Origin of the sequence: Alkalihalophilus lindianensis, assembly GCF_032843265.1 — a bacterium.
GTDB classification, from domain to species: Bacteria; Bacillota; Bacilli; order Bacillales; family Bacillaceae_D; genus Alkalihalophilus; species Alkalihalophilus lindianensis.
Genome location: NZ_JAWJBA010000001.1, coordinates 423234 through 449426, shown reverse-complemented (window position 1 = coordinate 449426; position 26193 = coordinate 423234). Strand labels below are relative to the sequence as shown.

The 26193-nt window shown below is 38.4% G+C and carries 27 protein-coding genes; 16 read left to right on the top strand and 11 right to left on the bottom strand.

Annotation, left to right across the window (positions count from 1 at the left end; all coding sequences use genetic code 11):
• Positions 1-8 precede the first annotated feature (8 nt).
• The 5 genes from RYX56_RS02515 to RYX56_RS02495 form a co-directional block, all read right to left on the bottom strand.
• Positions 9-842, bottom strand: coding sequence for a transporter substrate-binding domain-containing protein (locus tag RYX56_RS02515; protein WP_317120560.1), 834 nt, complete (start codon positions 840-842; stop codon positions 9-11).
• A gap of 208 nt (positions 843-1050) precedes the next feature.
• Positions 1051-1206, bottom strand: a complete 156-nt coding sequence (locus RYX56_RS02510; RefSeq protein ID WP_317120559.1) for a hypothetical protein — start codon at positions 1204-1206, stop codon at positions 1051-1053.
• A 186-nt stretch (positions 1207-1392) separates the two neighbouring features.
• Entirely contained in the window at positions 1393-1806 is a 414-nt protein-coding gene (locus RYX56_RS02505; RefSeq protein ID WP_317120558.1) for a universal stress protein, read from the bottom strand.
• A 33-nt stretch (positions 1807-1839) separates the two neighbouring features.
• Positions 1840-2286: a universal stress protein gene (locus tag RYX56_RS02500; protein ID WP_317120557.1), complete on the bottom strand. Its 447-nt coding sequence runs from the start codon at positions 2284-2286 to the stop codon at positions 1840-1842.
• 114 nt (positions 2287-2400) lie between these two features.
• Entirely contained in the window at positions 2401-3144 is a 744-nt protein-coding gene (locus RYX56_RS02495; protein ID WP_317120556.1) for a YqcI/YcgG family protein, read from the bottom strand.
• Between the two features lie 143 nt (positions 3145-3287).
• Here RYX56_RS02495 and RYX56_RS02490 point away from each other — a divergent pair, with 143 nt between their 5' ends.
• A complete protein-coding gene (locus RYX56_RS02490; RefSeq protein WP_317120555.1) occupies positions 3288-3938 on the top strand; it encodes a LysE family transporter in 651 nt (216 codons plus the stop codon).
• A gap of 77 nt (positions 3939-4015) precedes the next feature.
• The gene (locus tag RYX56_RS02485) at positions 4016-4396 is read left to right on the top strand and encodes a PilZ domain-containing protein (RefSeq protein WP_317120554.1); all 381 of its coding nucleotides are present in this window, start codon (positions 4016-4018) and stop codon (positions 4394-4396) included.
• Between the two features lie 33 nt (positions 4397-4429).
• Here the strand turns inward: RYX56_RS02485 and RYX56_RS02480 are convergent, their stop codons facing one another.
• The gene (locus tag RYX56_RS02480) at positions 4430-6211 is read right to left on the bottom strand and encodes an ATP-binding protein (RefSeq protein WP_317120553.1); all 1782 of its coding nucleotides are present in this window, start codon (positions 6209-6211) and stop codon (positions 4430-4432) included.
• A gap of 181 nt (positions 6212-6392) precedes the next feature.
• Between RYX56_RS02480 and RYX56_RS02475 the strand changes: the two genes are divergently transcribed.
• Positions 6393-7262: a sulfite exporter TauE/SafE family protein gene (locus RYX56_RS02475; RefSeq protein ID WP_317120552.1), complete on the top strand. Its 870-nt coding sequence runs from the start codon at positions 6393-6395 to the stop codon at positions 7260-7262.
• A gap of 26 nt (positions 7263-7288) precedes the next feature.
• Here the strand turns inward: RYX56_RS02475 and RYX56_RS02470 are convergent, their stop codons facing one another.
• On the bottom strand, positions 7289-8743 hold the full coding sequence (locus RYX56_RS02470) for a SulP family inorganic anion transporter (protein ID WP_317120551.1): 1455 nt from the start codon (positions 8741-8743) through the stop codon (positions 7289-7291).
• Between the two features lie 325 nt (positions 8744-9068).
• Here RYX56_RS02470 and RYX56_RS02465 point away from each other — a divergent pair, with 325 nt between their 5' ends.
• The 6 genes from RYX56_RS02465 to RYX56_RS02440 all read left to right on the top strand — a co-directional run bounded on the left by RYX56_RS02465 (position 9069) and on the right by RYX56_RS02440 (position 15998).
• Positions 9069-10595 (top strand): spore germination protein, encoded by a 1527-nt coding sequence (locus tag RYX56_RS02465; protein WP_317120550.1) that lies wholly within the window; start codon positions 9069-9071, stop codon positions 10593-10595.
• Positions 10592-11719 (top strand): GerAB/ArcD/ProY family transporter, encoded by a 1128-nt coding sequence (locus RYX56_RS02460; protein WP_317120549.1) that lies wholly within the window; start codon positions 10592-10594, stop codon positions 11717-11719. Before RYX56_RS02465 ends, RYX56_RS02460 begins: the two co-directional genes overlap by 4 nt.
• Positions 11716-12831 (top strand): Ger(x)C family spore germination protein, encoded by a 1116-nt coding sequence (locus tag RYX56_RS02455; RefSeq protein WP_317120548.1) that lies wholly within the window; start codon positions 11716-11718, stop codon positions 12829-12831. Before RYX56_RS02460 ends, RYX56_RS02455 begins: the two co-directional genes overlap by 4 nt.
• 100 nt (positions 12832-12931) lie before the next feature.
• Positions 12932-13903 (top strand): YncE family protein, encoded by a 972-nt coding sequence (locus tag RYX56_RS02450; RefSeq protein WP_317120547.1) that lies wholly within the window; start codon positions 12932-12934, stop codon positions 13901-13903.
• Between the two features lie 35 nt (positions 13904-13938).
• Positions 13939-14598 (top strand): response regulator transcription factor, encoded by a 660-nt coding sequence (locus RYX56_RS02445; RefSeq protein WP_500660126.1) that lies wholly within the window; start codon positions 13939-13941, stop codon positions 14596-14598.
• Complete coding sequence (locus RYX56_RS02440) at positions 14595-15998, top strand: sensor histidine kinase (protein WP_317120546.1); 1404 nt, start codon at positions 14595-14597, stop codon at positions 15996-15998. Before RYX56_RS02445 ends, RYX56_RS02440 begins: the two co-directional genes overlap by 4 nt.
• 28 nt (positions 15999-16026) lie before the next feature.
• Here RYX56_RS02440 and RYX56_RS02435 read toward each other — a convergent pair whose 3' ends face one another.
• Positions 16027-16785: a FixH family protein gene (locus RYX56_RS02435; protein WP_317120545.1), complete on the bottom strand. Its 759-nt coding sequence runs from the start codon at positions 16783-16785 to the stop codon at positions 16027-16029.
• A gap of 362 nt (positions 16786-17147) precedes the next feature.
• The gene (locus RYX56_RS02430) at positions 17148-18863 is read right to left on the bottom strand and encodes a BCCT family transporter (RefSeq protein WP_317120544.1); all 1716 of its coding nucleotides are present in this window, start codon (positions 18861-18863) and stop codon (positions 17148-17150) included.
• Between the two features lie 245 nt (positions 18864-19108).
• Between RYX56_RS02430 and RYX56_RS02425 the strand changes: the two genes are divergently transcribed.
• The 7 genes from RYX56_RS02425 (at position 19109) to RYX56_RS02395 (ending at position 24242) form a co-directional block, all read left to right on the top strand.
• Positions 19109-19312, top strand: a complete 204-nt coding sequence (locus RYX56_RS02425; protein WP_317120543.1) for a DUF1659 domain-containing protein — start codon at positions 19109-19111, stop codon at positions 19310-19312.
• Positions 19313-19333: 21 nt separating this feature from the next.
• Entirely contained in the window at positions 19334-19558 is a 225-nt protein-coding gene (locus RYX56_RS02420) for a DUF2922 domain-containing protein (protein ID WP_317120542.1), read from the top strand.
• A gap of 11 nt (positions 19559-19569) precedes the next feature.
• Positions 19570-19743, top strand: a complete 174-nt coding sequence (locus RYX56_RS02415; protein WP_317120541.1) for a YvrJ family protein — start codon at positions 19570-19572, stop codon at positions 19741-19743.
• A gap of 271 nt (positions 19744-20014) precedes the next feature.
• Positions 20015-20494, top strand: a complete 480-nt coding sequence (locus RYX56_RS02410; protein ID WP_317120540.1) for a hypothetical protein — start codon at positions 20015-20017, stop codon at positions 20492-20494.
• A gap of 42 nt (positions 20495-20536) precedes the next feature.
• Positions 20537-22051 (top strand): spore germination protein, encoded by a 1515-nt coding sequence (locus tag RYX56_RS02405; protein WP_317120539.1) that lies wholly within the window; start codon positions 20537-20539, stop codon positions 22049-22051.
• A 17-nt stretch (positions 22052-22068) separates the two neighbouring features.
• The gene (locus RYX56_RS02400) at positions 22069-23169 is read left to right on the top strand and encodes a GerAB/ArcD/ProY family transporter (RefSeq protein ID WP_317120538.1); all 1101 of its coding nucleotides are present in this window, start codon (positions 22069-22071) and stop codon (positions 23167-23169) included.
• Positions 23166-24242: a Ger(x)C family spore germination protein gene (locus tag RYX56_RS02395; protein ID WP_317120537.1), complete on the top strand. Its 1077-nt coding sequence runs from the start codon at positions 23166-23168 to the stop codon at positions 24240-24242. Before RYX56_RS02400 ends, RYX56_RS02395 begins: the two co-directional genes overlap by 4 nt.
• 40 nt (positions 24243-24282) lie before the next feature.
• On the opposite strand, the gene RYX56_RS02390 is transcribed toward RYX56_RS02395, so the two are convergent.
• Together RYX56_RS02390 and RYX56_RS02385 are read right to left on the bottom strand one after the other, a co-directional pair.
• Positions 24283-24780 (bottom strand): DNA-3-methyladenine glycosylase I, encoded by a 498-nt coding sequence (locus tag RYX56_RS02390; protein ID WP_317120536.1) that lies wholly within the window; start codon positions 24778-24780, stop codon positions 24283-24285.
• A gap of 89 nt (positions 24781-24869) precedes the next feature.
• Entirely contained in the window at positions 24870-26165 is a 1296-nt protein-coding gene (locus tag RYX56_RS02385; protein ID WP_317120535.1) for an NCS2 family permease, read from the bottom strand.
• Positions 26166-26193: the final 28 nt, after the last annotated feature.

The following is a 26193-nucleotide window of genomic DNA, read 5'->3' as shown; positions in this document are numbered from 1 at the left end:
CGTATTCTTTATTCTTCTGTGTCAAACCACTTAATGATCAGCTCGTCCATTAGACCACTATCGATCATTTCATTTAATTTTTCATTGAACGGTTCTCTAAGCTCACTACCTTTAGGGAAAGCAATCGCCGAACCTGCAAGTTCCTCACTAGGTACTTCAAATTGAGCAAGACCAGATTGTGATTCCATATAACCATCGGCTACTGTATCTTCCATCAAGATTGCATCAAGGCGTCCTGCAAGTAATTCTTGAATCAATTCTGGAATGCGATCACGCTTCTCCACCTCAAAACCAATCTCTTCTGCTAAATCCTCTGCTTCACCTTCTTGAATTGAACCTAGTTGAACCCCTACCGTTAAACCGTCTAAATCTTCTAATGAAGAAATCTCTGCATCTTCTTTCGTAACAATTAAGTTTGTAGCTTCATAGTAAATATCAGAGAAATCAACATTTTCCTCACGCTCTGGTGTAGGTGTCATCCCCGCAAGAACAAAGTCTGCACGTCCTGCTTCCATCGCTGGAATGAGACCATTAAAATCAACATCTTCAATCTCAAGTTCATAACCTAATTCACTAGCGATATGTTCAGCGATATCGATATCAAAGCCTACAATTTCACCTGTTTCTAGTTCAACCGACTCATATGGTGGATAATCAGCCGATGTAGCCATGATCAATGTATCACCATCCCCAGTCGTTGCATTTTCATCCACTTCCTCAGTTGGCTCGTCCGCTGGCGCTTCAACTTCTGGTGGCGCATCCCCTTCTGCTCCACAACCTGCTAATAACCCTACTGATAGTACTGCTGTTAAACCCGCTACACTCCATTTGTACTTTTTCATTTTTCTTCAGACCCCCAACTATCTTTCTAGTAATATAATAATTATGCTTGTAGATGCATAATAACACATAGTTTTATGCATGAAAATAACTTTCCTAAAAAAAATTCTTTTTTAATTAATATCAGAAAATTCCCCTTTTTACAACTAGTTTGATGTTTTTTCTCACAAAAAAAGATGACCGCTAATAGCGATCACCTTTTTCTAAGCTTTATTCTGCGTCTTCTTCTTCAACTTCAATATCATCTTCTGTTTCCATTGCTGGGTCATCAGCTGGAGCCGGCTCATCGGCTGGTTCACCACAAGCTGCTAACACACTCACTGATAGTGCACCTGCTAAAATTGCATAAAGTAGTTTCTTGCTCATTGAAAATTCCTCCTTCATATAAGTTGAAATTTTTTATCATGTGCTTCGAACTACACCCATCATACTAAATGAATCAGGACTTTATAAGTCTTTTTCCTATAATTACAAGTTTTCACAAAATTATTTGAGAGTTTCACAATCTATTATTTGCATACTAATAGTATCTATTTTAACCATTAAAACTCTTTATTTCACGATCATTACCGGTTTATCAACTCGTTTAGCCACTTTATGTGAAACACTCCCAAGAACCATCGTTTGTAGCTTGTTAAGTCCTCTGCTACCTAGTACAACATATTCGTAATCGCCTTCATTAGCAAAGTGGACAATGGTTGGGCCCGGTTCACCATGTAACGTATGAATTTTGTACGTAATCGATGCTTGGTTAAGTCGTTCTTCAATTGGTTGGAGTCGCTCTTTTCGTCGTTTTTCAATGACATATTTATCTGTATGCTGTAAGACATCTTTCTTCGATGTAGCTCCATCAATTACATAAAGTACATCGATTTGTGCCTCGTATAATGTTGCTAGCACAATGGCCTTTTCAGCTGAACGTATGGAATGTTCAGAACCATCCGATGGTAATAATATTTTACTCATGTTTATGCCTCCATTACTTTATTTGTCAAACGATTACTTTACTAGTAAGACTGGACATTTGACTCGTTTTGCCACTTTATGGCTAACACTTCCAAGTACCATGCTTTGAAATGGGTTTAAGCCTCTACTTCCTAAAATGACACAATCATACGCTTGTTTGTTAGCGAATTGGACAATTGTCGGGCCTGGTTCACCACGTAATAAATGAATATGACAAGGAACTTTCTTGACAAAGCACCGTTCTTGAATCATTTGTAACTTAGCTTGTCTACTTTGACTAATATCAGACTTATCATGGCAATATAGAACATCAGATTTTGAAGTTGCTCCGCTTATCACGTAGGCAATATCTAGAGGGATTTTACTTTTCATCGCAAGCTCAATAGCCTTCTCTGCAGCACGCATGGAATGCTGTGAGCCATCTGCAGCACGCATGGAATGCTGTGAGCCATCTGCACATAGTAGAATGGAATTAATCATATCCGCCCTCCCTTTTAAATCATGTCTTAACCCATTCCACATTAAGAAGCGAATTCCTTTATCTAGTCCTAAAAAGCCAATTGATCACGACCGAATCAATTGGCTATATCACATTTATTTTTGGTTCGTGGCATTTAAAGCATGGAATGGGCATTTTGATTCAATCGGTTCACAATCATCTCCAATGAAAAATTGCTTCCATTCTTTATGTTCAGGATCACCATAATGACTAATATCAGGATGTTTCGGAAGCTGATCCCACGCTTCTACTCGTTTTCTTACCGCTTCTCGTGAGTTGATTCCATTTGGTTCAGTTCCTTCTAATCCTTCGAATATTCTTCGAGGTTGGATACCTATTACCATACTATTACCTAAGTTTCTTGTTATACGTTGCTTATAGGCTGGTGCGTTACCAAACGCAAAAATGGATTCATCATCAAAGCAGAAAGACCAGAGAAAATGATCTGGATCTGCTGGTGTATGGTCTGGCCAACTCTTCGGGTCATGTTTATTCAAATATTGCAACACATCCCAGAAATAATTTCGGTAGTAAGATAGGGATTGTTCTTTATCCTCAGGTTCTACAAATATAAACAACCCTCTCCTAATTAAAGGTGGTTCTTTAACTAACTCTAAAAAGGTTGAAAGGGTCTTTGGTAAGTGGGACCAATCTGAATGAGAAAGGTAGGAATACCGCAATTCTCCACGCTCTTCACCCGTTCTACCAAAGAAACATGGGAATGATGGTTCTAGTACCACTTCTCGATAATTATGATACTCATTTTTGACCCATTGGGGTACAACCTTTTCATCTTGCATTTGCTCACTTGTTAACAAGTAGTCTGATAGATTTTTCATATTGAGCCCTCCCGAAAATAACTATATGAAAGCATGTGTAGTCTTAGAATCATTTCACTCATGATGAATAAGTTTCATGTATAACTTGTCTTACTCCTTCATTTACTTAAAGTAGGACCTTGTATTAAGGAGGAGAAGCTACTTTGTTATCAGGAATGCTATTAGGCATTGCATTAGCCGCACCCGTTGGCCCACTTACATTAGAGATGATCAAACGAGGAGTGCAGTATGGCTTTTTTTGTGCGTTAGCTATAGGCTTAGGTGGTCTGTCAGCCGATGCACTCTTTATGGCCCTTATTTATCAAGGTACTTCTCATATCCTGGCCATCCCAGCTGTGCACCTTTTATTATTTTTATTTGGATCTCTTTTTTTAGGGTACTTAGCCTACGAATCCGTCATGAGTATGTTTCATTCCACAGAAATTGATAAGGCCCCTTCACCCTACTCAAAAAACCTCGTCATTAAATGTTTTCTAACTGGTTTAACCATCGCTCTTATTAATCCGATCAATATCTTGTTTTGGTTTGGGATCTATGGTTCCGTCTTAAGTGAGTCCACACAATCAGGTTCCCTTGATCATATTTTAGTTCAGACTTCCTTTATTTTTTTAGGTATACTCACATGGAATGTAATTATTTCTGTTCTAGCTAAATTAACCTCCTTTGTTTTAAGCAAGCAATTGTTCAAGTGGATTCATGGATTTGCTGCGGTATTACTTATGTATTACAGCTTGCATTTCGCTGTTGAATTTCTAAGAGCGATGCTAGCAGTATATAATGGTTTATTTCACTAAAAAGTTACATCTTAAACCTTACTAAATAATTAATTTCTTGTATACTAAGAAAAACAACTTGAAAGCGAGCGAGATGGATGCAATATAAACGTGAAGAATCGTTTCGATATGAATTTAATTCACCATTGAATGCTACTTTTAAACTCATTAAACTTGCCACTGCCGACGTCGATAGTAATGAAGGAAAAATGTTAATCATTGATATTAGTGGCGGCGGACTAAAAATGAGCTCTCACTTAGAGTTACCTGACCCAAAAACGACTAAAACATCGATCGAAATGGATATTGAATTAGCAAATGAAACGCTAGAAGTTCAAGGTGAGGTTGTTTGGAAGAACTCCTACAATAGTTCGTTTCAGTACGGGATCGATTTCACCTACACAGACAAAGAAAGTCAAGAACTCATCACCCTTTTAAAAAAACATATTAAACAGTCAAAACAACCAAAAGAGGAATAAAAAGGAAGAACATGAGCGAGCCATGTTCTTCCTTTATTTTTGTTGAAGTAACTGTTTGGTACGTGAATATTCTGGTAGGATCACATCAATTTTCGTTCCTCTTCCAAGCTCACTATGAATGGTTACTAGCCCTTCATGATGTTCTATGATTTTATAACAGACCATCAATCCGAGACCAGTTCCTTTTTCTTTCGTTGAGTAAAAAGGCTCACCTAATCGCTCAATTCTTTCTTTTGGTATACCACAACCATTATCTTCGATTTGAATACAAATTTGATTTTCTGGGTGATTTAAAAGACGAATCGTAATTTCTCCATTTTCTTCGACAGCTTCAATCGCATTTCGAAGCAAGTTTAGGAACACTTGCTTTAATTGCTTCTCAGAACCATAGATCGTCGGTACATCCTCAAACTCAAAATCAACTTGAACATTCTTCATGATGCTTTGAGTTTCTACCAATGTCATTACTTTCTGTACTATTGGCTGGAGTTTCAATGTTTGAAAGGTTGATTCATGATTAGGCTTAGCTAATGTTAAATACTCATAAATAATACCTTCTACTCTCTCAAGCTCCTCCATCACTAATTCAAGAAACTGTTCATTAAATTCCCGTTCACGTTGAAACAGCTGTAAAAATCCTTTAATGGCTGTTAAAGGATTTCTTATTTCATGAGCAACACCTGCTGCAAGTTGGGCGACCATCGATAATTTGTCCGATTTTCTTATTAAATCATCCATTCTTTTACGCTCTGAGACATCCTTTAAGATGGTTCGAAACGCAGGTTTTCCTTTAAACAAGATGATCGTTGACGTTGCTTCAACATCCACTGTTGTACCATCTAAACATTGCAACTGGAATAATGAAGTCGTCAGCTTTTTCTTCCCAGACATAAGAAGCCTTGCATTTTCGCTTATCCGTTTGATGTCATTTGCCTTATATAAGGTATCGATTCTCTTATTAAGTAAGTCATGACGACTATTTGCCTTAAAGAGCTTTTCGCCTGCTGGATTAATATAAATTAATCGTCTACCATCATGAACGGAGATCGTCTCAGGCGTATGCTCTACAAGACTTTTGTACCTTCGTTCGCTTTCTCTTAAGTCATGTTCAATCTTTTTTCTAGTTGAACTATTGGTAAAGTAAAGAGTGACTTGATCTTCGACTCTATAGGCACGAACATCGTACCAACATTTTGTCTTTTCTAGATAGTACTCTACTTGTACACTTTCTTGGCCAGATAGGAGTTGATAAACTTTTTTTGAAAGTCCTTGTTGATCCATTTGTAAGAAAGACCAAAAGTCTCGCACTTTCAGCTGATCCCAAGCGAGACCTAACATTTTTTCTGCTTTCTCGTTAACAAATAAAAATGTCCCATCTAGTTTTATCGTAATAATAGCATCCTTAATTCCATTTAATATCTTCCAATAAAGTTGACTCCCCACTTGTTCCTTAGTTTGAGCATGTAATGCATCTCCATTTACGTTCTCTTCAACTTTCAACTGCAGTAAATACTGTCTTTCCCCTATATTTAAAGGAGTAAGATGCAATTGTGCGTGTTGATGGCATTCTTCTAGTTGAGTCAAGAGAAGTAATAATTTATGGTGTTCTTTTAAATATTGAAAGAGCGTTCCGTTTTCTTGCGCCAAGTATTCACCGAACACTTCATCTAATGTGTGAAATAATAACTGACTAGAATCAAACCCAAATAATTCCTCCCAGGTCGCATCCACTTCAGTGAAGGTACCCTCTTCATTTAAAAAGGCTTGAGCTACCTTTAAATCGGTCCTATCAGTACACCACATAGTATCAACCATCTTCATTCTCCTAACTATCCTAAATACATCTAGCATTACGTAATGTTCTGCATAATTCTTTGTATTCCTGCCTTTTTCATTAGTCATATTTCTCTTTCTTATGACATTTTTCACGGGAGGATTCGAAACTTGAGCCCTGCATGACATAAATATCCGCTATAATAGAGGTAAGGAGGTCTCTATGGAATATCTTTTATCTATCTTTTTAGGAATAGCAATTGGTGTGTTTTCAGGTTTCTTTGGAATAGGCGGCGGAATTATCCTTACTCCCCTATTATTAATGGTCGGACTTCCACCTACGACTGTTATCGGTACGAGCTTGATGCTCTCACTAGGAACATCGATATCTGGAGCCATATCTCATTTTCGTTTAAAAAACATTAATTGGTATTATGTTATTATCATAAATTGTACAGGGATTATAGGTACGCAAATTGCTCACCCTCTTATGATTCACCTTGATCAACTTGGCCTTGCCGAAGCCGTCATTTCCATTTTCTACATAGTATTGTTAAGTTATTTTGCCTTTTCATTGCTATATAAACGCAAAAATGAAAAACCTACGAATAAGAAAAAACTTTCTCCTGCTATTCTTGCAGGATTAATTGGTCTTGGTGCTGGGTTAATCTCTTCTGCATTAGGAGTAAGTGGTGGGTTCTTCATCGTACCTCTTCTCATTGCATTGCTTGGCATGAAGGCTAGTCAAGCTGTCGGTACGAGCTTAGCATCTGTTGTCTTTATTGTTTCAGCAGGTCTGATCTCTTACAGCCTCTCAAGTCCCCTTAACTATGGGATCGGGATCGCCTTAATTATCGGTACATTTTTTGGTGCCCCGATAGGCGCTCGGGCGACTAGATTATTTAATGAAGCGCGAATGAAAAAGTTACTTGGCATTTTATACATCTGTATGATTGTAAGTGTTTTGTCGAATACATTATCTCTATCTATCGTTGGACTAACTATCATCAGTATATTTGCTCTAACATTCTTTACATTAGTGATTCGAAACTTCAACCTAAACAAAAAAAAGCAAGGGTCTCCTTCTACATGAAGGGCCCTTGCTTTTTTGATAAAGCTTTAGTGACCTGAACCGACGCCACTCATTTTTGAAACGAGTTCTGTACTATCATGATCCATACCTGTAAGATTTACTTTAATACCTTGCTGTTCAAATTTAGCCTTAATTTTATCCAATGCTCCAACGGCTGAATCATCCCATAAGTGAGATTGTCTGAAGTCAATCTCAACAGTTTTTACATCTTCTTTATAATCAAATTTCGTTAATAAGTCTGTAACGGAAGCAAAGAAGATTTGACCTTTCACTCGGTAAATCACTTTTGCATTCACTTGATCCATTTCTTTAATCACGTCAACTTTTGATATTTTTGCTGCGAAGAAAATCGCACTTAAAAGAACTCCTGCAAAAACACCAATCGCTAAGTTATGGGTAAATACAACAGTAGCGACTGTCACAATCATAACTGCAGCATCAGTACGAGGTACTTTATGAATATGGCGCACTGAACCCCAATCAAAAGTACTAAATGCAACCATGAACATGACACCTACTAGCGCCGCCATTGGAATTTGAACCACAAGTCCACCTAATACAATAATTAAGAACATCAAGAAAACACCAGCCACAAGAGCTGAAAGACGACCTCTACCACCAGATTTCACGTTAATAACAGATTGTCCGATCATCGCACAACCTGCCATCCCACCGAAAAATCCTGATACGATATTCGCAATCCCTTGTCCACGACTTTCTTTGTTCTTATCACTATCAGTATCTGTCATGTCATCAACAATGTTCGCTGTTAGTAATGATTCAAGTAACCCTACAATAGCTAGAGCTAATGAATAAGGTAAGATGATCATTAATGTTTCTAAATTCAAAGGAATTTGCGGAATTAAAAACATAGGTAATGCCTGCTGCAATGCCCCCATGTCACCTACTGTACGAACATCGATGCTCATAAAAATAACGATCGCTGTAATAACGACAATTGCCGCTAATGCGGAAGGCACAACTTTTGTTACTCGTGGGAGCAAATAAATGATCGCTAGGGTTGCTGCTACAAGTCCATACATCATCCATGTAGCACCTTCAAACTGCTCAAATTGAGCCATAAAAATTAAGATAGCCAACGCATTTACGAAACCAACCATAACAGAGCGTGGAATAAACTTCATAAACCTCGCTAACTTAAATACACCGAAAATAATTTGAATAATACCCGTTAGAACTGTCGCCGCTAGTAAGTATTGTAAGCCGTGATCTGCCACGAGCGTCACCATTAATAAAGCCATCGCACCAGTTGCAGCAGAGATCATTCCAGGACGTCCACCGACAAATGCAATGACCACAGCGATACAAAATGATGCATATAACCCTACCATCGGATCTACCCCAGCAATAATCGAGAAGGCAATCGCCTCAGGAATTAATGCAAGTGCTACTACTAGACCAGCCATCACATCACCACGGATATTGCCAAACCAATTTTCTTTCCATGTTTGTGTGTTCATCTGACACCTCTTTCTTCTATTGTCATAGATCGTTCTTCTTTCTGACTTTCGACTCTCACGAAAGCCGGGTCCGTTTATAACGAGAGATATTGTAGCATGATTATCACTTTTTTAGAAGTCTTATGTAAGCGTATGATATTATGTTTTACCGTCTGTTTTCTCCCCTATACTCTCACTTTCCTCCATTTCCTTCTTTTAATACTTTTTCATTATCTTTTAACTCTCATCAACTGATGACATCCACTTCTGCATGTTTTCACCATATTTGCAAATGATAAAAAGGAATAAAACGAGCGAATGCTGGATGAAAGGACGGTGAAGCTTAGTGAAACGCTTAACACGATTAAAACTTGAAAAAGGACAAAAAAGTGAAGCGAATGCTAACTCGCCTCAGCAGTCGTCCTCAAAAAAAACGTCCAATTTACTGATTAAAAATCAAGATTTCATTGAAAACACGTTTAAGGATGCAGGAGATTTACAAAAACGTAATTTTAAGATTGAAGATAAAAAAGCAACCCTCTATTACTTAAGCTCAATTACCGATTTTGAAAAAGTGGAACGCATGCTTGGTTCAGCCTTCGATAGCCAGAGATCATTAAGTAACATGATTGATCATGCAGCGACCTTTGTTCCGACGAATTCACAAAACAAAGTTGTCGAGGGCCTTCTAGAAGGCCGCTCGGTTTTATTAATTGATGAGTTCGAAATGATTTTTCTGCTTGATACTTTAAGTGTGATCAAACGTGACACGTCAGAACCAATGAATGAAAAAGTTGTAAGGGGATCTCATGAAGGGTTTGTTGAGGATCTCGGAACGAATGTTCATCTTATTAGGCGAAGAATTTCAAGCCAGAGTCTCGCTATTCATTATTATAAGGTTGGCACGGATACCAATACGTCTGTCGCTGTGCTACATATGAAAAACATTGCCAATCCTAAAATTGTTCAAGAAGTTGAAAAGCGAATCTCCTCGATTGAAATGGACATGACGTTCAGTCCTGGTTTCATTGAAGAGTTTATTGAGGATTCTTCATTTTCTCCCTTTCCACAAGTACTCAATACGGAACGACCTGATCGAACAATGGCAGCACTAATGGATGGTCAAGTGGCGATCATGATCGAAGGAAGTCCAACAACCATCATTACTCCTATTACGTTTTTCGCTTTTTATCAATCACCGGATGATTATAATAGTCGCTTCTATGTTGGAACGTTTTATCGAATGATTCGAATTTTAAGCTTTTTAATCGCTATTTTACTACCAGCCATCTACATTGCAGTCGTTGGTTTTCACTTTGAGGTTATTCCAAATGATTTGGTGCTCCCGGTTAAAAGTTCCGTAGAACAAATTCCTTATCCGCCAATTATCGAGGCGATTGTTATGGAGCTGACGATCGAATTAATACGTGAAGCCGGGGTCAGGCTCCCGTCTCCGATCGGTCAAACCATCGGAATTGTCGGCGGTCTCGTAATTGGCGATGCGATTGTAACGGCAGGACTTGTATCCAACATTATGATTATCGTCGTGGCACTAACAGCAATCGCAGCCTTTGTCGTTCCTTCGACAGAAATGAATACCTCAGTGCGGATCCTGCGCTTCCCGTTTATGTTTGCTGCTGCAACATTTGGCTTTTTGGGTATTTCATTTGCAGGAATGATTCTTCTAATTCATTTATGTAAATTAGAATCATTTGGTATCCCTTATTTTTCACCAATCGCTCCATTTAAACGGAAGGACTTAAAAGATACCTTTCTACGCTTGCCAGTATGGCTGATGAATCTGAAACCAACCGCTTACATGCCTATTAAGTCTAAACAGCAAGGGTATTCAAGAAGGTGGCAAAAGAAATGAAGCAATCAACGAAAGTGACGATTACACCAGGTCAGCTCGCCTTATTTATAATCCAAACACAAGTAGGAGTAGGCGTGCTTTCGATGCCTTATTCTGTTTTTGATGCTGGTGCTAAAACGGATGGGTGGATCTCAATTATCCTAGCTGGCGTCCTCGTACAAGTTATGGTTTTTGTATTTATGCTATTAGCGAAACGCTTTCCAACTTTGAATTTATACGAGATTTTAGAAGGCGTTTTCGGAAAATGGTTAGGTAAATTTTTTACTTTTCTCCACATCATTTACTTTATTAGTGTAGGTATATTAATTTTAATTCTTTTTAGCTCAATATTAGATATATGGGCGTTTCCAAATACACCTCAATCTATCAAAATAGGCTTAGCTGTTCTTACTGCTACTTATTTAGCAAAAGAAAACGTTCGAATCATTGCACGCTTTCACGTAGTAGTGTCGATATTAATGGTTCTTATCATCGCCATAACCTTTACAGCTTTTACCCATATAGACGTACGCTATATCTTACCGATCGGTCACACAGGAGTCACCAATATTGTAATGAGTGTGAAAGCAGCGATGTTATCCTTGCTTGGTTTTGAATTATTTATCATTTTGTTTTCTTCAACAGAAGGATCTCTTAAACAAAAAGTAAAAGCAGCAACACTAGCTAATGCAACTGTTACGTTCACCTATGCTTATTTAGCGATCGTCTGTTATCTCTTTTTTAGCCCAGAAGAACTCGCTTTTGTACCTGAACCCATTTTGTACCTAATCAAATCGTTCTCTTTTGTTGTAGTCGAAAGAACTGACTTAATCTTCATCTCTATTTGGATCGTCTCAGTTATGACATCATTTATAGGCTACCTCTATATTGCTTCCTTAGGGGTTGCCTCCTTATTTAATAAATCAAGCCATAGTCCATTTGTATTCATTATCGCTGTGTTGATTTTTGTATTCAGTGTTACACCCCACAACGTATTAAGTATCGCAACGATTAGTGGAGTCATTGGAAATGCAGGAACCATTTTCTCTTTTTTTGTTCCGATTTTCATTTTACTCGTAGCGATCACCTTCAAACGTAAAGAACAGAAAAATGACCAAGCTAAAAAAAGAGGTGTACCCTCATGATAAAAAGATGTTTCCTATTACTCTTTTGTATCATTATTATGAGTGGGTGCTGGGATAGTCATTATTTAAAAGACACTCAGCTCATCTATAGTGGCGCATTTGATCTAGAAGAGGATGGTCAAGTTAAAACGACCGTCTCAATTCCTAAAATTGAAGTAGGGGTGCAGCAATCACCAGGTGCACGAATTGTATCAGCCATCGGAAATACAGTTCGACAAAGTAGGCTTCGGATTGACCAAGAAGTGTCTGGTCGGCTTGATGCGGCTAAAACGAGGGTGATCATAATAAGTGAGGATGCGGCAAAAACAGATATTTATTCATATGTAGATGTTTTTTACCGAGACCCTCGTAGCCCATTAAATGCAAGCATTGCGATCACAAAAGGAAATGCAGCACCGTATCTAGACCTGCAAATAGAAAATCAACCACTTATTAGTGAATATATACGTGACTTAATCGATGCCGGAGAACAAGCGACGATCCTCCCTAAGACGAACATTCAGTTTATGTGCCCAATCTTATTTGATCCGGGTCAAGATGTCATTCTACCTTATTTAAATATACGAGAAGACTCGCAAGAAATTCATGCTAATCAGATCGCTTTATTCAATGAACGGAAAATGAGTAGTATAATCGGCACCGAAGAGAGCACCATGCTCCTTTTGCTGATGAATAAATTTAAACGAGACGCTAACTTCACAGTTAAGGTTACTAACGATAAAAACCCAAGACTCAATAACTATATTACTGTACAGGTCACAAATCTTGATCACGCATTAACTGTAAAGGAAGACCCTTCAGGTAAAGTACATGCAGATGTAAACCTCACATTAAAGTTAAATGCTATTGAATATCCTGAAGATACCTTTTATGAACGAGATACGATTGTGATGTTAAACACGAAACTTCAGGAACATTTTCAAGAAGTAGCCAATCGAACGATGCAGGAACTCCTTGAAGCAAATTGTGATGCCTTAGGAATTGGTAGAGAATTAATGGCCTACCATAGAGACATTTGGAAAAAGAATGAGAATTGGAAAGAAGTATTTCCGAATATTGAAATGCATGCACATATCAAGGCAGAGATTGTTACACATGGAGTTATTAATTAGAAGAAGAGGAGCACGCAGTGAATGCGTGCTTTTTCACTCTTTCATCACATCTATGGTATATATTAATGAATAAGTACCTTTAGATAAAAGGAGGGATCATATGTCTACGTTCTTTAAGAGGTTGTTCGTTTTTGCTACTCTATGTGTACTTAGTGGATGCAATCCTTCAACCTTTGATGGAATAAGTGAAGATCATTCACTTGTTATTGTTTCTAATGCTTTTGATTCAAGCATCAGTTTTATAGATGGAAAAACTCACTCCACCCTTACAACGTGGGACACCCCCCACCCTGTGACTGGTACATTATTAGTAGATCATGACCGGCTCTTAACATATAGCACCACATCGTCAATGCTGTATGTATACGAACTATCATCAGGGACTCAACTAGAAACCTGGGAAGTGAATTCAGGTATCGATGATGCAATTATTATAGGGGACACTATCTACCTTACTCAACGTGACCAGAATATAATCACCACTTTCTCAACAAATGGTGAACGACTTAGAGAAATAGCGGTTGGCAATTCTCCTCAGCATCTTTATTCTAGTGGAGATGAATTATATGTATTAAATTACGAAGAAGCAACGATATCTGTTATTGACCTAGAGACGCTCACATTGTCCAGGACCTTACCAAGTATCGACCGAGCAACTGACATGATCTTAATTGATGAAACCCTTGCTTGGGTTGGAGGTCACGGGAGAGGAACGGATATAACGAATTATGTAGAAGTGATCGCAATCGATGAGGAAGAAAGCATGAATCAAATTTATGCACCAACAATGCCTGTTGCGTTTTTACCTCATACAGATGAAGTTCTCGTGCTTAGCCACGGCTCTAATCAACTCCGATTGATCAACCCGCATACAAACGAAGTATCGTATACAACAGATACGGTTGCCAATCCTTTTTCAATGGCAGCAACTGATTCGTATCTCTTTGTTGCGGGATATGATAGTAATACAGTTGAGATATTTGATTTAGATACTGTTAGCTCTTTAACTACTCTAACAGTAGGAGAAGGACCGATACACTTGACTATTCGAGAGGAGGCGTCTCATCCTTGAGCACGACTATATTAATTGTTGAAGATGAAAAAACGATGCAACGCCTTTTAGACATTCATTTAAAGAAAGAAGGCTTCGATGTCTTGTTCGCCGATGATGGACAAGAGGCTCTCACTCTATTAACTGAATATCATGTGGACCTTGCTTTAGTGGATGTCATGATGCCCGTAATGGACGGGTTCGAATTCGTTAAAGAACTGAGGCGTACATCTACCCTCCCTGTCATTTTTTTAACCGCACTTTCAGATGAGAAAGATCGAATCGAAGGGCTGACTAAGGGAGGAGATGACTATTTAGTTAAACCATTTAGTAAAGGAGAATTAATTGCCCGAATTCAAGCTGTTCTTCGTCGAACGAACGGTCTACATAAGAGCGCATTTGAAACAAATCAAGCCAACCATACGATTATTATTGATGGGATTACAGTTACGCCCAAAGCAAGAAGTGTAAAGGTTGATGACATAATGGTTTCATTAACGGTTAAAGAATTTGACCTATTCTTCTTTTTAATTCAACATCAAGGCCAAGTCTTTTCAAGAGAGCATCTCCTCACCTCTATATGGGGACATGAATATGAGGGAACCGAGAGAACGGTGGATACCCATATTAAAACTCTCCGAATGAAACTTAAACCCTATGGTCATCTGATTCAAACTGTTTGGGGAATTGGCTATAAATTGGTGGAAAACGAATGAACTGGCGATTATGGTCTTTCCACAAGAAAGTGTGGGCCTTTCTTTTGATTTTCACCTATGGCTCAATCCTGCTCTCTGTTTTATTAATCTCTTATATCTATCAAGAAGTGTATGTAAAGGCAGAAGAGGACCGGCTCCTCACCCTTGGAAATGAGCTCGCTACTCTCCACCAACCCGGAAGTTTGAGTGAGGTGTTTATCCAAAAAGCAGAAGCTCATAACGACGTCTCTGAAACACAAGTCTATGCTGTAGAGAACCCTAGAGAGTTAAGTGCATGCCTTCCTTTTGAAATCGATTATCAAACGTTTATTTCTGAAGAAGAACGGCGAGAACTACTCAGTGGCGAGCGGCTTATCAAAATGGGGTATGAAGAACGTCTTGACCGTCATGTATTAGCAGTCATTGTTCCTTTAGTTGAAGATCGCGTATTAGATGGCATCCTTTATGTATACGTTCCTATCTCCACCATCCAGGAAGTGTTCTTACCCGCAACACCTATTCTCGTGCTTCTCATCTTAGTTCTATTTGTCGTCTTTTATATGGTTGGATTAAGGTTTACCAATTATCTAACGAGACCGATTTATGAGATGCAACTTGCAACTCAAAAGATATCAGAAGGCGATTTCAGCACTGTGGTTCCCATTCATACAAATGATGAATTAGGGCAACTAGCTCGCTCCTTTAACCACATGGCAATAGCTTTGCAAAAGGAAGAAGAAAGAAAACAAGAATTCTTATCAAATGTCTCACATGAACTTAGGACTCCATTAAGTTATGTAAAGGGCTATAGTGAAGTTCTTCTTGAAGAAAAAGATTTAAGTGCCGATCAGAAAGAATTTGTATCCATTATTCATGATGAATCTGATCGCTTAGGTAATCTCGTCAATGATTTACTTGACTTAGCCAGACTGCAAGGTGATTCCTATCCACTTACGCTGCAACCAATCGTTCTCTCTACTCTCATTGAGGAAACAATCACCTCCTACTTACCGAGTGCAAAGCATAAGAAGATTAATCTTGCATTTTCAAGTGACGAATCAATCATAGCCAATATTGATCCGAACCGCATAAAACAAGTGTTACACAACTTTATTCAGAACAGCCTTTACCATTGCAAGGAAGAAGACACCATCACAATTACAATGACTCAATCCGAAACAGCTTTTGTAACCCTATCTATTTCAGATAGCGGACCTGGAATTCCTAAAGAAGCATTACCACATATTGGTGAGCGTTTCTATAGAACTGATTTTGCCAGAACAAGAAAGTATGGTGGTACAGGTTTAGGAATAGCGATTTCCAAAGCCATTATAGCCAAGCATGGTGGTTCGATGAAGATAGAAAGCGAATTTGACCAAGGAACAACGATTACAATTAAATTGCCTCTTAACCAACAATAACCCCAGCCAAGTTGGCTGGGGTTATTGTTTAGAAGTCTAGTGTGACCTCTATATGTTCATGAAGATGATCTTCCTCACGTTCAATATGAATGATTGCATCATATTGGCCTGAGTAATCATCAGTCTCTTTTAATTCATACTTGCCCTCTCCGATCTCATCAGTATCAAGCCAAATATGTTGGTTACCTTCTTGCGGAATCATTTCAATGGTAACAACTCCATTTTCAAGCACTTCATCATCAACTTGGATGGAAAAAACAACAGTATGATCAGTTTTTTCCATATCAATTTCAACGTCAGCATGTTGATGGTGATGGTCATGACTCTCTTCATGGGCGTGCTCTTTATCTTCTTCCTTATGAACGGCTGCCTCATCCGTTTGTTTCACTTCTCCAATCTTGATTTGTGAAGTTGGCATCGTATGAAGACCTCTAGCTGTTACATGGGTTTGGACATGATAAATGCCATCTTCTTCAAATGAATGTGTAAGTGTATAGTGATTGTCTTCTTGGTCAGTTGCTTCAATCATCTCACTTGCCTCTTTTTGCCCTTCTAACCACACTTCATACACCACTTCATCAGCATCATCTACCAAGGATTCACCTTGAGTCACAATGCTTTCGAATTGCACTTCTTCTCCTACTTCTGCTTGCTCTGGTACGTTCAACTGCACTTCTAATGGAGCAAGTTCATCATGGTTACCCATCTCCATCTCATCTGTTTCTGAATTTCCACATGCACTTACCACCATCATTGCTGTAATCATTGAAACAACTAATCGTTTCATTTTAGTCACCTCTTTATTTTCGTTAAACCGATTGTAGCATCATATTGTGATGAAAACGTGAAGCCTCCTTCTTTCCACGTCTAGAATTGTGACGTTTTCTTGAAGGATGCTTGCATACGAAAGAAACAAGATTACTGTACTCGTAATCTTGCTTCTTTTTCTCCACATAAACCTCTCCAATAGGTTTTCCAAATATTCATCATTCGATCCTAAGTGATACTTTTTTTATTTTACTTATTGTACTATACCCTATTTTCATCTCTTCTCTTTTTTCAAAAAAATATATATCACATTTAAGGACTTACTTCTCATGAAAATAGAAAAAGCCGAGAATAATTCTGGTATCTTCTTGACTTTCCTGTTTAGTTTTTCTTGTCTTGATCGATTTTCAACTCTTCATAAAGGTCTTCTTTAATTTCTTCATAGACTTCTACTTTCATTTCTTCTATCACTTCTTCTTTTACTTCTTCACGAAGCTCTTCATACACTTCTTCTTTCATGTCATCTAGAAACTCTTCTCGAATTTCCTCTTTAAGTTCATTCACCTGTTTTTTACGAGTTTTCTTCCGCTCTAGTTGGTAGTCTTTTCCTAACATAACAAGAACTGAAAAAATCATCACAATCATAATGATCGCAAAAGGTAGTGCGGCAATAATGGAAGCTGTTTGAAGGGCATCTAACCCTCCACCGCCACTGATTAATAGTACACTTGCTGTTCCGGCAATGAGAAAGCCCCACAGCAGTTTTACTGAAAGTCTAGGATTTAGACTACCATGTGACGTCATAGCTCCAAGAACATACGATGCAGAATCAGCTGATGTAATAAAGAAAATTAAGATCACAATTACCGCTAACACACTCGTGATCATACTAAGCGGAAGTTCCCCTAACGTCGCAAATAAGGCTAATTCTACATTGCTCATAACCAAGTCTGCTATTGGAGCTTGTCCAGCAATCTCCAGGTTAAGGGCTGTACCCCCAAATGTAGTGAACCATAACACGGCAAGTAATGAAGGAACAACTAGTACTCCTGCCATAAATTCACGAATGGTTCTTCCTCTTGAGATCCTTGCGATAAATAGACCCATAAAAGGTGCCCATGCAATATGCCAAGCCCAAAAGAAGATTGTATTTGTACCTAGCCAAGTACTTTCAGAGAAAGGGGTCATTGTTAAACTCATCGAAGCTACATTCGTGATATAGCCCCCTAGAGTTGTGACGAAGTTTTCTAAAATAAATAATGTAGGACCAACGATAATAACAAAAACTAATAATAATCCAGCTACAGCAAGGTTGATATTACTAAGCTTCTTAATCCCTTTGTCCACACCTTTGCCTGCAGAAAACATAAACAATACGGTAACGATAGCTATGATAGTAATTTGCGTCCATACCGTATTTGGAATGGCCGATATGTAGGAGAGTCCTCCAGTGATTTGCAAAGCACTTAACCCAAATGTTGTGGCAACACCAGTACATGTTGCAATAACAGCAAGGATATCAATTGAACGTCCTGCCCATCCATTCACTTTATTTCCCATAAGCGGATAAAAAGCTGAACTTATCAGTGCTGGTCGATCTTTTCTAAATTGAACATAAGCAAGAGTCAAACCGACAATGGAGAAGATAGCCCAAGGATGCAGTGCCCAGTGATAAACAGCATAACGTAAGCCAGCAGCTGCTGCTTGTTCGGTTTCAGGAGTGTACCCCATAGGAGTGTCTATGTAATATAATACCGGTTCTGCTACACCCCAAAATACAAAGCCTACACCAATTCCAGCTGCAAAAAGCATTCCAATCCAAGAATACCATGTATATTGTGGTCTCTCATCGGGTTTACCTAAACGCATTTTTCCGAAAGGACTTAATGCAATGGCAATAACAAATAATACAAAGAATGCTGTGGAAAGCATATAAAACCAACCAAAATTTTCAATCATCCACCCTAATCCACTATCAGCAGCAGATTGGAGCGTATTTGGAGAGAGTGCTCCCCATAAAACAAAGAGCCCCACCAAAATTGCAGAAATGATTAAAACGCTGCCTGGTTTAGCCGTGTCATTGTGTTGTTCGTTCATGTAATGTATACGCATCCCTTCATAAGTAGTTTCTAGGCATATGGAAAGTTCCCCGCGTTCTTCCTCTAATCCCAAAAGTATACCTTTTAGTGTACCCATTTTATAAGAGAAACGAAACCTCAATTTAAGTTTTCAGACTAAACACATAACTTGGACCTATTTCTATAAGTGTTACCTATATTTTAAAATTTCATCACCTCTTTTATTTTCAACTTGCTATATATAGCATGAAAGGAGGTGATAATATGACTCAGCAAACGCGAATTACTTTACAATTCAATCTAGGAACAGACCTATTCGGAGATGAAATTTACCGTGAAAAACGCTTTAACAACATCAAGGGAATGGCTACAGATGAGGCGATTGAGGAAGTGGCTCTTGCATTAGGTACCTTACAGCAACACACGCTTCAAGCAGTAGTACGTAATAACAGTTATAGACTTGTTTAAAAGTAAAAAGGAGATGAAGCAATGGCTAGACTATTAGAATTATTATTTGAAAACCAAGAAGGAAAACAAGTATCCATTTCTATTGAAGATCCAATTGAACCTGTTAATCCTGAAGATATCTACCAAGTGATGAACACGGTCATCGAAAAAAGTGTCTATACTTCATCAGGTGGTGATTTTGTGAGTATCCGGGGCGCACGAATCACGGAACGAGCAGTTGAAACGATTGAATTACCTGCACCATAAACATGACAACTATGGAGATATGGATCCCACTTATTAGTGAATACGGCTTTCCCGTAATGGTCACGTTATACTTGCTCTACCGACTTGAGCGTAAACTTGATCATGTCATTGAAGCCTTGCAACTTTTACGGGAGACGATTCCATCTGCAAACTCTGTTTCTTATTCAAAACATCATATCAAATAACAAAGAAGCATGGACCGATTCCTTATTGGTTCATGCTTTTTTGTATAGTAATCACCACGATCGATAACTATAAAGTCAGGATAGAAAGATCATCTTAAGACAAACTAACACTAATATAACCTATATCTTAGTTAGGACGGAGGAATGGATATGAATGCAACGAGATCGCTCCAAGCGTTAGCATTTAATGAACACTTATTATATCTGAATCGCACTTACATAAGGCCTATACTCTTGATAAATAAGAATGATAAGAAGGTCCACCCTCCAAATGAGTAAGGAAAAAAGAGTGGAAGCAATTCTTTGGAGCATTGCTTTTCCCGGTTTTGGACAATTTCTCAATCAGAAATTTTTAAAAGGGGTCTTTTTCGTTTTATTAGAATTCACAATTAATGTGCAAGCCAAATTAAACTTAGCTATTATTCCAAGTTTCTACGGAGATGGACATGCTGCGAATGATACGGTGAATTATCAATGGATCATGTTTTACCCTTGTGTTTATTTATTTTCCATGTATGACGCTTATCGAGATGCAGGTGGAAAGCATGTAAAGTACGCCTTTATACCATTTGCTGTGTCTGCATATATCGGAACGATCGGTGTGATTTATTCACGAAGCTTTCAATTATTTGATCATGTCCTCGGGGTCATATGGTCACCTATTTTATTTCATTTAGTCGGCTTTGGGATTGGGTTACTCCTACGCTCAATCGTTCTATCATTAGGAAATCGCCAAACAAAGGTTTCCTAGCTTAAAGAGAAGTGGGCACAAAATGAGAGGAGGGATTTCAATATGTCTTGGTTTTCTCTGAAAAAGAAGTTATCTATTCCAACTACAAAAGACGAGGAACCCCTCACCATTAGCCAGGTGATAGAAGATTGCTTAAGTTCTAACGACTTTGAACATGAATTAATCGTCACACCTTATAAAAATATTTGGATTTCTTATTTCAACACTTTAATCGATACAAATAAACTTCACGATGATGTCATTGAAAAAATTCAACATCATCAATTTTATACTCCAGAGGATTTACGAACCTTTATTCCTCTAAAAGAAACCAAGCTCACGTCAGATGGAAAGGAAGTAGCAGATTCTCTTACTCGTGGGCATGTATGTATTCAACTTGTAGAGGATGCTGAACTTTGTATCCTTATTGGAATTGAAACGGAAGACAATCGTCAAATCACCATTCCAGAAGTAGAGTTTAGTGTAATAGGTCCAAAAGAATCTTTTGTTGAAGGGATTGATACTAACCTCAATCTAGTCCGAAAACGTCTGCCTATTACAGATTTAAAAATAAAAGAATTCATCGTGGGGTCCCTCTCCAGAACGAGAGTTTGTGTATTGTATATTGATTCGATTGCCAATGATGACAATGTAAACACGATGGTAGAACGAGTAAGTACGATCCAGTTCGATCAAATTAATGATAGTTCCTATATTAATCAAATGATTGAAGATCAATCGAACAGTCCATTTCCACAGTTTATCGATACTGAGAGACCAGACCGGGTTGCCGCCTTATTATCAGAAGGGAAAGTTGTGGTATTAGTAGATGGATCGCCTCAAGCCTTCAGTGGCCCAACCACTTTAGTAGAGTTTTTCTCTGCATTTGAAGATTATTTTTTATCTTGGCATCTTGCAACGGCCTTTCGCCTGATACGTCTGTTCGCTGTTTGGTTTTCTATTTTCGCTACTCCTTTGTATGTTGGTGTATTAACCTATCATGCAGAGATCATACCGCAAGATCTACTTGTTACTCTAATCGTCTCAAGAAGCGCCATCCCTTTCCCCCCTGTACTTGAAGCATTGTTTTTAGAACTTACAATTGAATTGCTTAGAGAGGCTGGGGCTAGACTTCCAACCAAAGTCGGGCAAACAATTGGTATCGTAGGCGGGATTGTTATCGGTACCGCTGCCGTTGAAGCTGGATTAACAAGTAACGTTCTCTTAATTATCGTTGCTTTAGCTGCGCTTGCATCCTTTACTACACCTGTCTATCGAATGGGTAATACAATTCGTTTAATTCGTTTTCCCTATATACTCGCAGCGCAGCTTTGGGGACTAATCGGGTTGGCAATCCTATTTAACTTTATGCTTGTTCATCTACTAACGGTTACTTCACTTGGCAGACCTTATTTAGCTCCCTTATATCCAACTCGCTTAGCTGATTTTAAAGATGCTTTTTTTAGATTACCGTTTCCCTTTCAATCTAAACGCCCTATTCACCTTCAAACGAAGAACAATGTACGATTTAACAAGAAAAAAGCGAAAAAGAAAAAAGATATTGATGAAGGTATTTAAGGAAAGGAGGAAGAGTAATGGACACAAACCCAATCTCAAAAACGCCTAAAGCCGCGCTAATGATTCCTCCTTATCTCGTTTTCTACCTAATCCATTCGATGCAAGTTGGGGTTGGTGTTCTCGGCTTCACGCGTTATATAGGTGAAATAGCCGGTTATCGCGCGTGGATGGCCGTTTTATTAACTGGTGTTCTGTTTCATATTGTTGTATGGGTGATGTATCAAATATTGAATGAAAAAGATAAGGATATCGTTTCCGTTCACCGACATGCATTCGGGAAATGGATTGGTGGCTTTTTCACTTTCATATTTATTATTTATATAACGTTTCTAGCCATGACGGTATTGCGGACATATGTGGAAGTGGTTCAAATATGGATCTTTTCTGATTTACCGACTTGGGCGATGTCATTAAGTGTTATTTTAGTTGCTTATTATGCGATTACCAGTGGTTTTCGTGTCGTTGCAGGAGTTTGTTTTCTAGGTGTTGTTGTTCCTTTCTTTCTTTTTTTATCTGCTATAGCGCCACTTGAATTTGCGACATTTAGAAATTTATTGCCCTTATTCGATACAACTCTTAGTTCTCAAATAGAGGCAACAAAAGCGATGACCTTAAGTTTTCTCGGCCCTGAATTATTGTTGGTTTTTTATCCATTTATTCAGGAGCCGAGAAAATCACAGAAGTATGCTCATTTTGCTATTATGTTCACTACTTTTATTTACTTAACGGTTACCCTTATCACGTTTGTATTCTATAGTGAAAAACAATTAGCAACGACGATATGGCCTACTCTTAGCGCGTGGAAAGTACTTGAACTCCCTTTCATTGAGAGATTTGAGTACTTAGGAATCGCCACATGGATGTTCGTTGTCATGCCTAATATTACTCTTGGCTTATGGGGAGCAAGTCGTGCACTTAAACGTCAGATCAATATTTCGCATCGTAAAAGCATTATTGCGATCAGTGTGATTGCGTTTATCGTCAGCATTAACTTTACGACAAGAGCAGAGGTTGACTTCCTAAATACAAATGTCTCAAAAACCGGAATGTATATCGCTTTTTTCTATCTCCCACTACTCGCATTAATCTTGTACGTAAGGAGGAAAATAAATAAATGAAAAAAGAATTCATGATATATATAATTTCCCTTTTATTCTTAAGCGGTTGCGTACAGACATTAGTATTAGATGAAATTCAACTCATCCATTCGATTGGGTATGATTATTATGATGAAGAAAGAATCGAGGCAACAGTCAGTGTACCAGTTTATACAGTAGAAACTGCGATTGAAAGTGAAGTGATATCAGCAATTGCTCAAACGAGCCGTGATGCAAGGCTTGAGTTAAATGCCCAAGCCTCCAGACCCCTTCATAGTGGTAAAATCAACTCCATTTTATTTAATGAGGAGCTTGCTGAAAAAACGGGAATTATGCCTATACTCGATACATTCTCACGTGATGCTACCATTGGTATGAGAAACTACGTCATCTTAACGTCTGGTTCCACAAAAGAGATGTTAAGTAATTCCTACCCCCTTGAGATGGAAGTAGCAACGTATATTGAACAATTAATTGAACAAAACATGGACCGTCAGAACATTCCAAAATCTAATTTCCATTTATTTATGAAGTATTATTATGAAGAAGGAAGAGACCCTTTCATCCCCTATATTAAACAGGACGAACAACATGTACAAGCGGACGGAGTTGCTTTGTTTAAAGGAGACCGCTATGTGCACAGATTAGATCTATCAGATGCTTTTGTGATGAAAATTCTACTTGAACCATTTAAACATGGCACCTATGAAATTAAACTAAAAGAGAAAGATGAATTTGCCGTGCTACGTAATATAGATTCACAAACGAAATTCACGATTGAAAAAGGAACCAATAAGCCTGCTATAGATCTCTTAATCAAATTCAAAGGAAAAGTAAATGAATATTCAGGTGAACAAATTGATCCAAAGAAATTAGAGGAAATCAAACAAACTTTAACAAAAAAATTAGAGGCAGATGCAAATAGGCTGATTGCCCTCTTTCAAGAAAAAGAGATTGACCCTATTGGAATTGGAAGTCGTGTTAAAGCAAAAAATTATCATTTCGATTTAAAGGAATGGGTAGACTTTTATCCTAATGCCACGATCAATGTGAAAGCTCAAGTTGAAATTACTGAAACGGGAGTTCGGGAATAAGATACAGAGACGCTTAGTAGTGTGCCACTCAGCGTCTTTATTAATTATGGAGAAAGCACTGTTCATCATGAGGAGTTGGTAGAACACCTACTGCTATTATGAAGCTCTCTGCTGTGGTGATACCAACATGTTTAAATTGATTTTTAACTATTTTACAAGCTTGTTCTTGGTCTTTGGGGAGTTGTTTCATCCATTGATAAAAACTACCCTCAGATTCAACGATTCGTACTATACGTTGAGCATTTTCAATCGTCGCTTCCATTTTTTTACGATGGCGTATAATTCCTGGATCTTGCAATAGTCGCTCTACATCCTTTTCAGTTAGTCCTGCCACCCTTTCTAAATTAAATTGATAAAATCGCACTCGAAATTGTTCACGCTTATAAAGCACTGTTCTCCAGCTCAAACCAGCTTGAAAGACTTCAAGCGTAAGTGCTTCAAACAACTTTCGATCTTCCTTTACTCGTCTTCCCCATTCCTCATCGTGATACTTTATCATAAGAGGATCATCCTTACACCACTTACAACGCTTTATCATTTAAAAACGCTCCTTTTTAACATTAGTGTAGATCAAATCACTAACTTACGCAAAAAAGCTAGATCCCTTTACAGGAATCTAGCCCAGTGTTACCCACCAACTGAATGGAGAATCATATGAACCAAAAACAAGCTGGCAATGAAATAAAGTGGCACTGGCACCTCTTTCGCCTTCCCAATTGCCATCTTTAAAATGGGATAAGCGATGAAGCCGAATGCCATTCCTTCTGCAATACTATATGTTAAAGGAATGAGGGCAAGCACTAAAAAGGCTGGAAACCCCTCTGAAAAATCATGAAACGGAATCGATTTAATGTTTTGAACCATCAATCCGCCAACGACAAGTAAGATTGGGGCAATTGCACTATCTGGCACAGCGGTTATAAGAGGAATCATAAACAATGTAACCCCAAATAATAAGCCTGTTACAATCGCCGTTAAACCAGTACGTCCACCAGCAGAGACACCTGCTGCTGTTTCAACCGTCGAAACCGTCGGGCTTGTGCCAAATAAACCAGATGAAAGTGCAGAAACGGCATTAGCTCTTAATGCTTTATTCGCTTTTTCGGGGTGACCCGTCATTTGCAAATGGCCATGAATCAGTCCAAGATTTTCAAATACAAGAACCATAGTCATTGAGAACACCGCAATCCAAAAAGCTAGAGTAGCTATTCCTCCAAAGGAAAGTTCTCCAAACAACGAACCGTAGCTAGCGAGCGAGAAGTCCCCTGAAGTATTTTGATTAGGTCTAACACCAATAAAGTAAGCAAGTATCGACCCAGCTACCATCGTAATCAAAAAATTACCCGGAACGCCTCGTACGAATAAAACAACAGCTATAATAAGCGTTAGGATCGTAGCTAAAGGTAGCGGGTCCCCTAGGTGAGCGACAGAGATAAACGTCTCTTCATTCGCTTGAATCAAACCACCTTTTTGTAAGCCAATAAAGGTTAAAAACAATCCAATTCCGACTGTTATTGCTTCTTTCAACGATTGAGGAATCGCCGCACTTAAGATCGGTGCAAGCTTTGTAAAAGCAATCACAATAAAAACCAATCCAGAAACAAAAACAGCAGCAAGCGCTTCTTGCCACGATAGTCCAAGTGCATGGACGAACGTATACGTGAATAAAGCATTTACTCCCATACCTGGGACCAATATAATTGGTGCGTTACTCCAAAACCCCATCAAAACACAGCCTACTAAGGACGTGACAATCGTTGCCACGATGGCTGCCTCAAGTGGAATCCCTGCGTCAGCTAAAATGACGCCATTAACAGCTACGATATAAACAATCGTTAAAAAGGACACCAGTCCAGCTGTCACCTCACGTTTGATGGTCGTATTATGACCATCTAAATCAAACCGTTCAAATACCCCTTTCATTATTAACATTCAACTCTTTTCGTTGAAT